Below are 13,553 nucleotides of genomic sequence, written 5' to 3' on the forward strand. Positions count from 1 at the left end.
GTCCGGTGGCAGGATCGCCGCATGGACGACGACGTCATCGACGTGCCCGACGTGCTCGGCGACGGGTGGACCGCCCGGACGATCCCGCTGCGGCCCGACCACCGGTCGACGCGCGGCGTCGACCCCGTCGCCACCCTCGTCAGCCCCGCGGGTTCGCTGAGCGACGAAGGGCCGCGGCGCGAGCGGGCCGTGCTCTACCTGCACGGGTTCGTCGACTACTTCTTCCACCCGCACGTCGCCGACGCGCTCGCCCAGCACGGGTACGACCTGCACGCGCTGGACCTGCGGGACTTCGGGCGGTCGATCCGCGACGGCCGCGTCCCGAACGCCGCGCGCGAGCTGTCGGTGTACGCGGAGGAGATCGACGCGGCGGTGCGGCTGCTGCGCGAGCGGTACGCGTCGGTGTCGCTGCTCGGCCACTCGACGGGCGGGCTGGTCGCGGCGCTGTGGACGAACGGGCGGCCGGGTGCGGTCGACGCGGTCGTGCTCAACAGCCCGTGGCTCGACCTGCGGGGCTCGTGGTTCGAGCGGCACGCGCTCACGCAGGCGCTGCGCGTCGTCGGGCGGGTCGCACCGGACGTCGTCGTCGGGCACATCGCGCCGCACTACGGGCGCGCGCTGCACAGCGAGACCGGCGGCGAGTGGGACTTCGACCTCACGTGGAAGCCGCACGACGGCTTCCCGGCGCGAGCCGGGTTCGTCCGCGCGGTGCGCGCGGGGCACCGGCGGGTCGCGCACGGGCTCGACATCCGGGTCCCGGTGCTGGTGCTGGCGTCCGACGCGTCCGGCCCGGACGACCGCGAGCACGACGCGCTGCTCACGACGGACTCGGTGCTCGACGTCGCGCACATCCGCACGCTCGCGCCGCGGCTCGGCCCCGACGTGACGTTCGTCGAGGTGCCGGGCGGCGCGCACGACCTGGCGCTGTCGCCGGCGCCGGCCCGCGAGCGCTACCTCAAGGAGGTCGTCGGCTTCCTCGACCGCGTGACGGGCGGTCGCCCGGAGGCGTCGTGAAGGTCGTCGACCACGAGCCGTCGTCGTGGTTCCTGCTGGAGTCGGACGGGTCGCTGCTGCTCGACGTGCACGTGAACCAGGGACCGGTCAGCGGCTCGCTGCTGGTCGCGCTCACGGACGGCGAGCAGGACGCGTACGAGCACCAGGGCCGGACGGCGCTGACGCGGCTCGCGGCGCGCGTGCAGGACTCGGCGCCGCTCGCGGCGGCGTCGACGTCGCCGTACCGCTCGCGGGACCTCACGCGGGTGCTCGGGGCGGACGTGACGGCGGCGGTCGTGGCGTGGCGCGCGGGCGTCGACGGTGGGACGGTCGCCGGGGCCTGAGCCGGCCGCGCCGGTCGACGTCCGCGGTCACCGGTCGTGTCCGCCCCCGGGGGCGGCCTCGGCCGGACGGGCGCTCACGTACGGTCGACGGACCCCTGCTCCTCGGTGGTGTCCGGCGGGGTGAGCGACGCCCCCGAGCCGGCCTCGGCGGGTGTCGGCTCGTCGAGCGGTGCCGCCCGCAGCTCGGGCCGGTTGGTGACGAGCAGCCAGGCCGCGAGCGTCGCGAAGAGCAGCGGCGGGATGAGCGTGGCCTGCGGGATGATCGCGACGACGAGGAAGATGCTCAGCCACCCGCTACGGGTCGCGGCGACGATGATGCCGACGGTCGCGGAGCCCACGGCGAGCGCGGTCGGGACCGACGGGAACGCCACGGCGACGGTGTACCCGAGCGCGACGCCGACGAAGGTCGCGGGGAAGATCCGGCCGCCGCGGAACCCGACGCTCGACGCGACGAGCAGCGCGACGAGCTTGATGAGGGCGAACGCGAGGAACCCGAGGGCCGTCGTCTCGCCGACCATCCCCGGGAGCTGCTTCATCTGCTCGAGGCCCTTGAACAGCGTGATCGGCCCGCCGAGGACACCGAGGAGCCCGAGGACCAGGCCGCCGAGCGTCAGCAGCAGGACGGGCTGCCGGACGCGGTGCACGAACCGGTGCAGGGGCGTGAAGACGTACGCGGCGAGCAGCCCGACCGCGGCGGCACCGAGCGACACGGCGACGGCGATCGCGAGGTCGGCGACCTGGATCCCCGGGTAGGCCGGTACGTCCATCGCGAAGTCGAGGTCCGACAGCAGCAGCATCGTGAGCGCACCGGTCGACGACGACACGAGCGGTGCGAACAGCCGGTCCCACAGCGGGATGCGCCGGTCGCCGGGGTCGAGCTCGCTGAACATGAGCGCCGCGGCGAGCGGCGTCCCGAACATCGCGCCGAGCGTCCCGGCGGTCGACAGCGCCATCCACTGCGGCACCCCGACGCGTCCGGCGACGCGCGCGCCGAGCCACACGACCAGCGCGGCGTTGATCGCCATGATCGGGTTCTCGGGACCGAGGCTGACGCCGCCCGCGAGCATGAGGACCATCGCGAGCGCGAGCCCGGGCAGGACCCGCGGCGGCAGCGGCGGCTCGACGAGCCCCGCGGACGCGGGGTCCGGGCCGGCGTGCCCGGGCGCGAACCGGATGACGAGCCCGACGAGCAGCCCGGTGAGCGTGAGGATCACGACGATCCACACGGGCGAGTCGCGGTCGAGCCCGAACAGGCCCGACAGGTCGTCCCAGAGCCAGCCCTCCACCACCGACGCGAGCGCGCTGAGGCCGATGAGCAGGAGCCCGCACAGGATGCCGACGAGGGCAGCCGGGATCGTGAGCTCGAGCAGCTGCCGCACGGGCACGCGGAACTCGGTCGTCGGCTCGGTCATCGCCACCCCCCGTCCCCGCGTGCCCGCCCAGCGTCCCCGGACCGGCGCGTCGTGCGCGTCACCCCTCACGGATGACCGCCGGTCAGTCGTGGATCGACGGCTCCTCCGGCTCGGAGAGCGACAGCAGGGCCCCGACGACGCCGGCCGTCGCGGAGATCCGGCGCTCGAGCGACGCGAGCAGGTGCGACGCCTCGGTCTCGCCCGGGTCCCCGTCGAGGTCGACGGCTCCCGTGAGGTAGACCTGGCGGGCACCGACGAACTCGAGGCGCAGCTGGGTCACGCGTGCGACCTCGGGCAGCGCCAGGAGCGCGTGGACCGCGGCGGCGTGCAGGGCGGGGTCGACCGCCTCCCCGACGAGGAAGCGTCGGTTGCGGTCGATGAGCACGACGGCGACGACGCCCAGGAGGATCCCGACGAGGATCGAGCCGATCGCGTCGGGCACCGCCGAGCCGGTGATCTGGTGCGCGGCGATGCCGCCGGTCGCGATGAGGATGCCGACGATCGCCGCCGCGTCCTCGAAGAACACCGCCCGGACCGTCGGGTCGGACGTCGCGAGGACGTGGTCGACGAGGTCGCGGTCGCGTCGTGCGGCGGCCCGCTTCGCCTGCCGCGACGCCTGCACGAACGACACGCCCTCGAGCACGAGGGACACCCCGAGCACCGCGTAGGCGATGCCGAAGTCCGACGCGGGCTCCGGGTGCGACAGCTCCTGGACGCCGTGCGTGATGGACACGCCCGCCCCGACGGCGAACAGGCCGATCGCCGCGAACAGCGACCACACGTACACCTCGCGGCCGTACCCGAGCGGGTGCGAGGTGTCGGCGGGCTTGGCCGCGCGCCGCTGGGCGATGAGCAGGAAGACCTCGTTGCCCGCGTCGGCCCACGAGTGCGCGGCCTCGGCGAGCATCGACGCCGCGCCCGTGATCACGGCGGCGGCGGTCTTCGCGACCGCGATCAGGACGTTCGCGCCGAGCGCGATCGCGACGGTGAGCGCGGACTCGCCGTGCCCGTCGTCCTCGGCCTCCTGAGGCACCCCCAGGACGTCGACGGCGGGCTCGTCCGGACCCGGCTGCATCATGCGTCCGTGACTAGCACCATCGCTCGCGTGGTGCGACCCGGAGGAACGGTGTGGGATGGGCACGCACCGACCACGAGGAGGACCGATGACGACGCACCGGGGCAGCTGGCCCACGGGCACCCCCGCCTGGGCCGACATCACCGTGCCGGACCTGGACCGCGCCATCGCGTTCTACGGCGCGCTGCTGGGCTGGCGGTTCGAGCGCGGCGGGCCGGAGGTCGGCGGCTACACGCAGGCGTTCGTCGGCGGCCGCCGTGTCGTCGGGATGGGCGAGCCGACCGGCGAGGACCCCGCGCCGCCGTCGGCCTGGTGCCTGTACCTCGCGACGGACGACCTGGCCGCGACCACGGACGCCGTCACCGAGGCCGGCGGGCAGGTGCTGCTGCCGGGCATGGAGATCGTCGACTTCGGCTCGATGGCGATCTTCGTCGACCCGACGGGTGCCGTGTTCGGCGGTTGGGAGCCGCACGGGCACACCGGGTGGGACGTCACCGACGAGCCCGGGGCGATCGTGTGGACCGAGGTCATGTCGCACGACCAGCCCGCGTCGCTCGCCTTCTACCAGCACGTGTTCGGGTTCACGGCCGACGACATGAGCGGGCCGGGCTTCGCGTACGCGTCCGTGCGGCTCGACGGTCAGCTCGTGTGCGGCATCGGCGGCTACAGCGACAAGGTCGACCCCGAGACGCCCGCCGCGTGGACGCTGTACTTCGGCACGCCCGACACCGACGTCGCGACCCGACGGGCCGTCGACCTCGGCGGCACCGTCCTGAGCCCGCCGTCCGACACGCCCTACGGCCGCATGTCGATCGTCTCCGGCCCGTTCGGGGAGGTCTTCGCGCTCATCGCGGAGAGCGACGACGAGGCCTGACGTCGATCCTGCCGCCTGCCGTGCCGGTCCGCGGATCGGCCCGACGGGCGCCGGGGCCGATCCGAGGGCGGGGCACGAGGACGGGCACCGGCGCCAGGTTCCGTAGGCTCGCGGGGTGACCCTGCCCTCCGACGCGTTCCGGCACGTCGCGTCGCGAGCCCACGAGCCGCTGCGCACGTTCCACCCACGACGCGCGACGCTCGGGCGCGATCGCGAGCGCGCGCTCGCGCACCTGTGGCCGCGGTTCGGTTTCTCGGTGCACGACGACGCGCTCGGCCGGGCGCCGCTGCGCGCCGACGGGTCGCTCGACGTCGCGGCGCTGTTCGGGCGGGCCGCGCCCCTCGTGCTGGAGATCGGGTCGGGCATGGGCGAGACGACCGTCGCCATGGCCGCCGCCGACCCCGACCGCGACTACCTGGCCGTCGAGGCGCACCTGCCGGGCGTCGCGAACCTGCTGGTCCTGGTCGAGCGTGCCGGCCTGACGAACGTGCGGGTCGCGCACGGCGACGCGCTCGACCTGGTGCGCCGGCACGTCCCGGAGGGCACGCTCGACGCCGTGCACGTCTTCTTCCCCGACCCGTGGCCCAAGGCCCGGCACCACAAGCGGCGGTTGGTGCAGCCCGCGCACGTCGCGCTGCTGCGGTCCCGGCTGCGCGTCGGCGGCACCCTGCACTGCGCGACCGACTGGGCCGACTACGCCGACCAGATGCTCGACGTGCTCACCGCCGACCCCGGCCTGGAGAACCCCGCCGACGGGTTCGTCGCCCGCCCCGCGCACCGCCCGGTCACCAAGTTCGAGCAGCGCGGGATCGACCTGGGCCACGAGGTCCGCGACGTCGTCATGAGGAGAACCCGATGACCGCCGACGAGCACGCCACACCCGGGGCGGACGACACCGGCGGAGCAGGTCGCGTGTTCCGCGTGCTCGTCGTGCCCGGCGTGAACCCGGACCGCTGGCTGCGCGTGTGGCGCGAGCGCCTCGCCGACGTCCCGCTCGAGCTCGTCGTCGTCGAGCCGCCCGACGCCGAGCCCGCCCTGCGCGCGGGCGACGCCGACGTGGCGATCCTGCGGCTGCCCGTCGACCGCGACGCGCTGTCCGCGATCCCGCTCTACACCGAGGAGACCGTCGTCGTCGCCGCGCGCGACCACGTCTTCTCCGTCGCCGAGGAGGTCGCGCCCGCGGACCTCGCCGACGAGACCGTGGTCCGCCCCGACGACGACCTGGTGCGCTGGACCGACGCCCCGGGCGAGCCGTTCGCGGGCGGCCCGGTCGCGACCACCGCCGACGCCGTCGACCTCGTCGCCGCCGGGATCGGCGTCGTCCTGCTGCCCCTGTCCGTCGCGCGCCTGCACCACCGCCGCGGCCTCGTCTCCCGCCCGGTCACCGACGCCCCCGGCTCGGTCGTCGCCCTCACGTGGCTCACCGACACCCACGACGACCTGACCGAGGAGTTCATCGGCATCGTCCGCGGCCGCACCGCCGGCTCGTCGCGCGGACGCGGTGCGCCCGAGCCCGCGGGGCGGTCGGCGAAGGGCGACAGGAAGTCCACGAAGGCGCGTGGCACGTCGGGCGGCACGAGCGCCGGGAAGACGGGTGGGGCGTCAGGACGGCGCGCGGGCGGGTCGTCGTCGGGCCGCCCGCAGCGCGGCGGGACCAACCGAGGCCGTCGCCAGGGGCGGTGACGGCGCGCATCGCTCACCGAGCGCGTCACTCCGTGCCGAGGTCAGGCGCAGCTCACGAGCTCGGCGCGGACCGACGAGCTCGACGGCGACGGCGGGAGGCGTTCAGTCCTCCGCGCGCTTGGCCGCCTCCGCGCGGCGGTCCGTCTCACGCGCGCGCAGACGGCGCTCCTCGCGCCGGACCTCCTCGAACGTGGCGCGCTCGCGGACCAGCCACTCCGGCGGGTCGGCGATCAGGGCGTCGATCTGCGCGGTCGTGAGCGGGTCGGTGACGCCGCCGCGCGCGAGGCCGCTGATCGACACGCGCAGGCGGCCGGCGACGACGGTGCGCGGGTGCGGCCCGTCGCGGCGCAGGTCGACCAGCCACTGCGGGGGGTTGCGCTGGAGCTCGGCGAGCTCGTCGCGCGTCACCGGGCCGGCCTGGAACTCGGGCGGCGTCGCGGGGAGGTAGACGTCGAGCTTGGCGGCCGCGGTCGACGGCTTCATCTCCTGCGGCTTCTTGGGGCTCACGCGCCCACCCTAACGACCACGCGCGCCCCCGACGCCCGTGGGGCCCCGCCGCTCGTCGCGACGAGGCCCCCGGGTCGGTCGGGTCGGACCCGGCTCAGGCGCTCGGGTCGACGGGCGCCGCGTGCCAGACGCGGTCGAGGTAGTCGCGCATCGACCGGTCGGACGAGAAGAACCCGGCGCGGGCGACGTTGATGATCGCCGACCGCGTCCAGGCCTCCGGGTCGGCGTACGCGGCGTCGACGCGGGCCTGCGCGTCGGCGTACGCCTGGAAGTCCGCGAGCACCAGGAAGCGGTCCTCGTGGAGGAGGTTGGAGACGACGGGCTCGAACACGCTGCGGTCACCGTCGGAGAAGGCGCCCGACGCGACGAGGTCGAGCGCGTGCCGGAGCTGCGGGTTCGTCTCGTAGTACGACGTCGGGTGGTAGCCCCGCTCGACGACGTCCGCCACCTCCGGCTCGGTGAGGCCGAACAGGAAGAAGTTCTCGTCGCCGACGAGCTCGCGGATCTCGACGTTGGCGCCGTCGTCCGTCCCGATCGTCAGGGCACCGTTGAGCATGAACTTCATGTTCCCCGTGCCGGACGCCTCCTTGCCGGCGAGCGAGATCTGCTCCGACAGGTCGGCCGCGGGGATGAGCGTCTCGGCGAGCGTGACGTTGTAGTTCGCCGGGAACGCGATCGTGAGCCGCCCCTCGACCGCGGGGTCGGCGTTCACCGTCCGGCCGACCGCGTTGATGAGCCCGATGATCTGCTTGGCCATCCGGTACCCGGGTGCGGCCTTGGCACCGAACGCGAACGTCCGCGGCGTCACGTCGGCCGGGTCGAGCGCGCCCGACGTGATCTGCTCGTAGAGCGACACGACGTGCAGCAGCTTGAGCGTCTGCCGCTTGTACTCGTGCAGGCGCTTCACCATGACGTCGAACATCGTCTCGGGGTCGAGCACGATGCCGTCGCGCTGGGCGAGCAGGTCGACGAGCCGGCGCTTGTTCGCCGCCTTGATGTCACGGAACCGGCGGCGGAACTCCGCGTCCTCGGCGAGCGGCTCGAGCGCGCGCAGCTCGTCGAGGTCGGTCACCCACTTCTCGGACCCGAGGACCTCGGTGACCAGCCCGGACAGCCCGGGGTTGGACAGCCGCAGGAACCGGCGCGGCGTGATCCCGTTGGTGACGTTGGTGAACTTGCCGGGGTAGTACTCGGCGAAGTCGTGCAGCACCTTGTCGCGCAGCAGCTGCGAGTGCAGCGCCGCGACACCGTTGACCTTGACCGCCGCGACGGTCGCGAGGTGCGCCATGCGGATCCCGCGCTCCGGGAACTCCGCGATGATCGACATGCGGCGCGCCCGCAGCTCGTCGTCGGGGTACGCGGCGCGCAGCCCGACGAGGAACTGCTCGTTGATGCGGTAGATGATCTCGAGGTGGCGCGGCAGGAGCCGGCCGAGCAGCTCGACGGACCACACCTCGAGGGCCTCGGGCAGCAGCGTGTGGCACGTGTACGAGAAGACCTGCCGCACGACGCTCCACGCGTCGTCCCAGGACCACTTCTTCTCGTCGACCAGGATCCGCATGAGCTCGGGGATCGCGATGACGGGGTGCGTGTCGTTGAGCTGGAAGTGGATGCGGTCGGGCAGGTTCGTCAGGTCGAAGTCCTTGGGCAGGACCTGGTCGACGAAGTCCTTGAGCGAGCACGCGACGAAGAAGTACTGCTGCTGGAGCCGCAGCTCCTTGCCCTGCGGCGTCGAGTCCTCGGGGTAGAGGACCTTCGAGATGTTCTCGGCGAACGTCTGCGCGCGGACGGCCTGGGCGTAGTCGCCGGAGTTGAAGATCTCCAGGTCGAACGCGCGCGTCGCGCGGGCCGACCACAGGCGCAGGGTGTTGACGCGGCCGTTGCCGTAGCCGGGGACCATGTAGTTGTACGGGACGCCGAGCACGCTCCAGCCCGGGAGCCAGCGCTTGCGGGTGGTGCCGTCGTCGTCCTCGTAGTCCTCGACGGTCCCGCCGAAGCTCACGTTGACGGCCATCTCCGGGTGCGGGAACTCCCACGGCGAGCCGAGCGTGAGCCACGAGTCGGGCTTCTCGACCTGCCAGCCGTCGACGAACGTCTGACGGAAGATGCCGTACTCGTAGCGGATCCCGTAGCCGATCGACGGGACGTTCATCGTGGCGAGCGAGTCGATGAAGCACGCCGCCAGACGGCCGAGGCCGCCGTTGCCGAGGCCCGGCTCGACCTCGGCCTGGCGCAGCGTGTCGAGGCTGATCCCGAGGCCCGCGAGCCCCTCCTCGACGATGTCGGTGAGGTCGGCGGCCAGCAGGGCGTTGTCGAGCTGGCGCCCCAGCAGGAACTCCGCGGACAGGTAGGCGACGGACTTGGCCTGGAGCTCGGACTGCCGGCGCAGGGTCTCGAGCCAGCGGACCATGAGGTAGTGGCGGACGGTGCGGGCCAGCGCGAGGTACTGGTCGTTGACGGACGCACGGGAGAGGTCGACTCCCTGCCCGAAGTTCAGCTCGCGCAGGTACTCCCGCACGAAGCCCTCGACAGTGCGCTCACGCGTCGCGACGGGTTCGGTGTTCGCTGTCACCTCACTCACGGTAGCGGCGCTCCTCCCAGAAGGTCACCGTTGCGGTGACGGTGCAGGTCGTGGCACCCTGCCCGGCCCGTCGGACGGTCGTCCGGGTGGCCCGGCAGGGGTCGTGCAGGTGCGCGGGACGGCCCGAGGGTCGGCGCCCGGCGCGCATGCGGAAGGCCGGCACCCCCTGGTCGGGTGCCGGCCTCCCGGTGGTCCTCACCGCGGCGGGGTCACCGCCGTGCTGGCGGGTTCGCCGTGCGGTGTCAGACCGCGGCCACCACGGGCCGCTCGACCGTCGAGGTTCCGGCGACGACGGTGCCGAGCGAACGGATGGCCCAGCCCACGAGCCCGAAGGTGACGCCGACGCCCATGACGAGGAGCGCGACACCGAAGGCGACGACCGAGGTGAACAGCGACGCCCGCAGGAACGAGCCGTTCATCACCGTGGCGCGGACCGGGTCCTCACGGTCCAGCTCGGCGTAGGTCTTGCCGCCCGACGCCTCGAGCGCGTGGTGGTTGATGATCGCGGCCTGCGAGTACGCCTCCCAGGGCGTGTCGACGATCTGGTTCGCGAACATGTCCGCGTCCTCCGAGACCGTGATGTTCTCGGCGCGCAGGTTGCTCGACACGGCGCCCCACGTGACGGCGCCCGCGACGAGGAAGACGCCGCCGAGGATCATGACGATCAGGCCGATCAGACGGGCCGGCGACTTGGTGGTGACGGTGCTGGTGCTCATGGTTCGTGACCTTTCGGTACCCCCGGAGTGCGGATCTCCCCAGATCCGGTGAGCCGATCGGGCTCACATGAAGATCGTTGCGTTCACATCTGCTTCACGTACGGGACCCAAGTCCCACGTTCTTCGCGGTGTCGCCGCAGGTCATCCGCCCTTTTTCGGGCAGGCGCACGGAGGAGGGCGCGCGGGGACCGGGGGTCGGACGCGCCCTCCTCCTCGCCGGAGCGCGTCCCCACGCACCGGCGTCGTGCCCCCTGCTGCCCCGACCGGCCGCACCTGCCGGTTTGCCCGGGGCCATGCCCGCAATCCCACTCCCCCCGCGGGGCGTTCACGCGGGACTTAGGTCACTGCGGACCTGCGCGTTCACCGGTTCGGGGGTGTCAGACGAGCTCCACCGACGGGCGCAGGCCGGCCGGGGTCCAGCGCTCGCGCCGGCGGGCGGCCACGCACGTGAGGGCGAACGCCACGGCCGCGGTGCCGAGGAGCAGCCCGACGTCGACCCACACGTACGGCGTGAGCGGCCCGCCCGCGACCGAGCGGCGCACCGCGTCGTTCGTCCAGCTCATCGGCAGGTAGGGGTGCACGGTCTGGAAGAACGTGCCGAACGTCTGGATCGGGTACGCCCCCTCGCCCGCCGCGACCTGCAGGACCAGCAGGATCACCCCGACGAACTCGCCGACGAGCCCGAACGCGGCCTTGAGCAGCTGCATCAGCGCGACGAAGCACACGCCCGACGCGGCGAGCACCCCGAGCAGCACCCACGGCGCGTCGGGGGCGACGCCGACCAGCAGGAGCGCGCCGAACAGCAGCCCCGCCTGCAGCAGCACCACCGCACCGCCCGCCAGCAGGGGTGCCCCCGCGACGGCGAGCGGGCCCGCACCCCAGAGCTGCCCGCGCCGGTCCAGCGGGGACAGCACGAGGAAGACGAACACCGCGCCGACGAACAGGCCGAGGCCCGCGAAGTAGCTCGTGAAGCCGTCGCCGAAGTGCGCGATCGGGTTGTCACGCACCTGCTCGACCGTCACCGGCCGCGACAGGACCTCCCCGAACGTCTCGCGGTCGACGTCGGTGATCGGCACGTCGAGCTGCTCCGCGGCCTGCGCGAGCCCGTCGGCGAGCTGCTGCGCGCCGGGTGCGAGCTGGTCGGCCAGCACCGTCGCGAGGTCCTCCGACCCGTCCGCGACCGCCTGCGCGCCGTCGGACAGCGCCTGGCCCTGCTGGCTGGCCCGGTCGGCGGCGGTCACGGCCTCCGTCGCGAGGTCGGACAGCGCGCTCGCGTCGTCGGCGATGTCCGACGCGTCGTCGGCGGCGTCCTCGACGGCGGGCAGCACCGTCGCCTCGAACGAGTCGCGGATCTCCGCGACCCGCGCCGCCGCGTCGACCTGCCCGGCGGCCGTGAGCTGCTGCTCGAGCGCCGTGAGCCGGGCCGACACGTCCTGCGCGGCGTCGGCCGCCCCCGAGGTGCGGGCCGCGACCGACGAGGCCACGTTCGCGACCGAGTCGGCGAGCGCGGGAGCGTCCTGCACGGCGTCGTCGACGTCGGCGAGCGCGTCGGCGACCTGCGCGACGCCGTCCGCGACCTGCGCAGCGCCGTCGGCGACCTGCCGGGCGGCGTCGGCGGCCTCCCGGGTCCCGTCCGCGAGCTCCTGCGCGGACCCGCCGACCTCACCGCCCGCGTCCTTCGCCTGTCCCAGCAGGCCGTAGACCACGTCGAGGTAGTCCGCCTGCACCTGGCTCCCGGCGGTGCCCTCGACGGCCTGCGACGCGTCGCCCGCGAGCACCCCGACGAGGTAGTTCCCCGCGTCGTTGGTGCGGACCTCGACGCGCGCCTGCTGCGGGTCGGCGCTGGACAGCGACGCGACCTGCGCGGAGAACTCCGGCGGGATCGTGACGACGACGTAGTACGTCTTGTCCTCGAGACCCTGCGCGGCGGTCTCGGCGTCGGTCGCGGTCCAGTCGAGCGTGTCCGACGTGAGGACGGCCCGTTCGAGGTCGTCGCCCGCGGCGAGGTCGCTGCCGTCGGCCGTCTGGACCGGCTCGTCGAGGTTCACGAGCGCCGCGGGGATGTGGCCCGAGCGCGCGTACGGGTCCCAGTAGCCCCACACGAGCACCGCACCGTAGATCGCGGGCACGGCCAGCACGCCGACCAGCACGACGGCCGCGAACCGGTCGCGCACGAACCGTGCGAGCGTCAGCAGCGCGGCCCTCATGCGGCACGTCCCACGGAGCACCCGCGCACGACCTGCGTCGCCCTCATGCCGCACGACCCACGATGCGCGTGAGCGGGCCCGCGTCGGGCGGGCGGAAGTCGCCCGCGGTCACGACGAGGACCGTCGACCCCTCGCGGGCCAGCCGCTCGGTGAACGCGGTCATCGCGTCGCGGTCCTGCGTCGAGCCCGACGGGAACGGCGCGACGACGACCGGCGGGTCGCCCGCGACCGCCACGACGAGGCCCAGGAGCGCCTTGTGCGACGCCGGCAGGTCGTCCGCGGGCTGACCCGCCGTCCCTGCGAGCCCGGCGTCCGTCAGCAGCGTCTCGAGCGTCTCGTCGTCCAGCCGCGTGCCCGCCCGCCGGTGCGCCTGCCGGACGACCTCGCCGACCCGGGCACGGTCCTCCAGCAGCCGCAGCCGTGGCACCCAGCCGATCCCGACGACGCGACGCACGGCCCGGCCGGAGCGGCGCGTGGCGTCCCGCGGGTCGACGACGTGCACGTGCCCCTCGTCGACGGTCAGCCGGCCCGCGAGGGCGAGGGCCGTCGCGTCGCGCGCGAAGGGGTCGAGCGTGACGAGCCACGTGACCGTGCGTGCGGCGAGGCTCAGCTCGAGACCGCGGACCAGCCAGCGCGAGCGGTCGCGCACGCCGACGCCCGCCGCCTCCAGGACGGCTGTCGACGCGTCCGGGACGAGCACCGCGCCCACCGCCGCCCCGATCGCCGCCGGCGGGGTGGGCGCGGGCGGGACGGAGCGCGGGAGTGCCACGGTCGGGGCTGCGGGGGGCGGGGTGCGGACGGGCGTCGCGGACGGTCCCGCGACGACCGCGACGGGCGCGGTCGGCCCGGCGGGTGCGGTCGCCTCGCTCGGGAGCGGGCGGTCCCGGCTCGTGCGCGGCTCGCGGTCCGTGGCCGGGTCGTCCGCTGCGGTGCGCGGCTCGCGGTCCGCGGCCGGGTGGTCCGCCGCCGGGAGCGGCTCGCGGTCCGCAGCCGGGTCGTCGGCCGCGGTGAGCCGCTCGTCCGTCGCGGTCGTGTCGGGGGCGTCCGCGTCGGCGGCGGTCGGCGGGTGCTCCGGGTTCGGGGGCGCGTCGTCGTCGGGCCCGGCGCTGCGCGCGGGCTCTGCTCGGCCGTCGGTCATCCCGCCCCCCAGCGTCGGATGTC

Annotated in this window: 12 protein-coding genes; 5 read left to right on the forward strand and 7 right to left on the reverse strand. The window is 74.3% G+C overall.

The genetic code is table 11. The features are described from left to right. The first annotated feature begins 21 nt into the window (after positions 1 to 21). Both GXP71_RS14975 and GXP71_RS14980 read left to right on the forward strand, forming a co-directional pair. On the forward strand, positions 22 to 1,014 hold the full coding sequence (locus tag GXP71_RS14975) for an alpha/beta hydrolase (protein ID WP_162353298.1): 993 nt from the start codon (positions 22 to 24) through the stop codon (positions 1,012 to 1,014). Next, positions 1,011 to 1,337 carry a hypothetical protein gene (locus tag GXP71_RS14980; RefSeq protein ID WP_162353299.1) on the forward strand — a complete coding sequence of 109 codons (327 nt, stop codon included), beginning with the start codon at positions 1,011 to 1,013 and terminating at the stop codon, positions 1,335 to 1,337. Before GXP71_RS14975 ends, GXP71_RS14980 begins: the two co-directional genes overlap by 4 nt. A 74-nt stretch (positions 1,338 to 1,411) precedes the next feature. Here the strand turns inward: GXP71_RS14980 and GXP71_RS14985 are convergent, their stop codons facing one another. Together GXP71_RS14985 and GXP71_RS14990 are read right to left on the reverse strand one after the other, a co-directional pair. Continuing rightward, positions 1,412 to 2,749, reverse strand: a complete 1,338-nt coding sequence (locus tag GXP71_RS14985) for an ion channel protein (RefSeq protein ID WP_162353300.1) — start codon at positions 2,747 to 2,749, stop codon at positions 1,412 to 1,414. An 82-nt stretch (positions 2,750 to 2,831) separates the two neighbouring features. Then, positions 2,832 to 3,824: a cation diffusion facilitator family transporter gene (locus GXP71_RS14990; protein WP_162353301.1), complete on the reverse strand. Its 993-nt coding sequence runs from the start codon at positions 3,822 to 3,824 to the stop codon at positions 2,832 to 2,834. Between the two features lie 88 nt (positions 3,825 to 3,912). Between GXP71_RS14990 and GXP71_RS14995 the strand changes: the two genes are divergently transcribed. From GXP71_RS14995 to GXP71_RS15005, 3 genes are all read left to right on the forward strand, one after another. Beyond that, entirely contained in the window at positions 3,913 to 4,698 is a 786-nt protein-coding gene (locus tag GXP71_RS14995; RefSeq protein ID WP_162353302.1) for a VOC family protein, read from the forward strand. Positions 4,699 to 4,813: 115 nt separating this feature from the next. Further along, positions 4,814 to 5,557 (forward strand): tRNA (guanosine(46)-N7)-methyltransferase TrmB, encoded by a 744-nt coding sequence (gene trmB / locus GXP71_RS15000; protein WP_162353303.1) that lies wholly within the window; start codon positions 4,814 to 4,816, stop codon positions 5,555 to 5,557. Continuing rightward, positions 5,554 to 6,381, forward strand: a complete 828-nt coding sequence (locus GXP71_RS15005; protein ID WP_162353304.1) for a LysR family transcriptional regulator substrate-binding protein — start codon at positions 5,554 to 5,556, stop codon at positions 6,379 to 6,381. The genes trmB and GXP71_RS15005 overlap by 4 nt, the downstream gene beginning before the upstream one ends. Before the next feature lie 102 nt (positions 6,382 to 6,483). Here the strand turns inward: GXP71_RS15005 and GXP71_RS15010 are convergent, their stop codons facing one another. From GXP71_RS15010 to GXP71_RS15030, 5 genes are all read right to left on the reverse strand, one after another. Continuing rightward, entirely contained in the window at positions 6,484 to 6,888 is a 405-nt protein-coding gene (locus GXP71_RS15010; protein WP_304515689.1) for a DUF5997 family protein, read from the reverse strand. Positions 6,889 to 6,982: 94 nt separating this feature from the next. Continuing rightward, positions 6,983 to 9,469, reverse strand: coding sequence for a glycogen/starch/alpha-glucan phosphorylase (locus GXP71_RS15015; protein WP_162353305.1), 2,487 nt, complete (start codon positions 9,467 to 9,469; stop codon positions 6,983 to 6,985). 242 nt (positions 9,470 to 9,711) lie between these two features. Further along, complete coding sequence (locus GXP71_RS15020) at positions 9,712 to 10,185, reverse strand: aromatic ring-opening dioxygenase LigA (RefSeq protein ID WP_124344427.1); 474 nt, start codon at positions 10,183 to 10,185, stop codon at positions 9,712 to 9,714. A gap of 377 nt (positions 10,186 to 10,562) precedes the next feature. Then, a complete protein-coding gene (locus tag GXP71_RS15025) occupies positions 10,563 to 12,392 on the reverse strand; it encodes a YhgE/Pip domain-containing protein (protein ID WP_162353306.1) in 1,830 nt (609 codons plus the stop codon). A gap of 43 nt (positions 12,393 to 12,435) precedes the next feature. Then, a complete protein-coding gene (locus GXP71_RS15030; RefSeq protein WP_162353307.1) occupies positions 12,436 to 13,530 on the reverse strand; it encodes a hypothetical protein in 1,095 nt (364 codons plus the stop codon). Between the last annotated feature and the right edge of the window lie 23 nt (positions 13,531 to 13,553).

The organism is Cellulomonas sp. H30R-01 (assembly GCF_010119915.1).
GTDB classification, from domain to species: Bacteria; Actinomycetota; Actinomycetes; order Actinomycetales; family Cellulomonadaceae; genus Cellulomonas; species Cellulomonas algicola.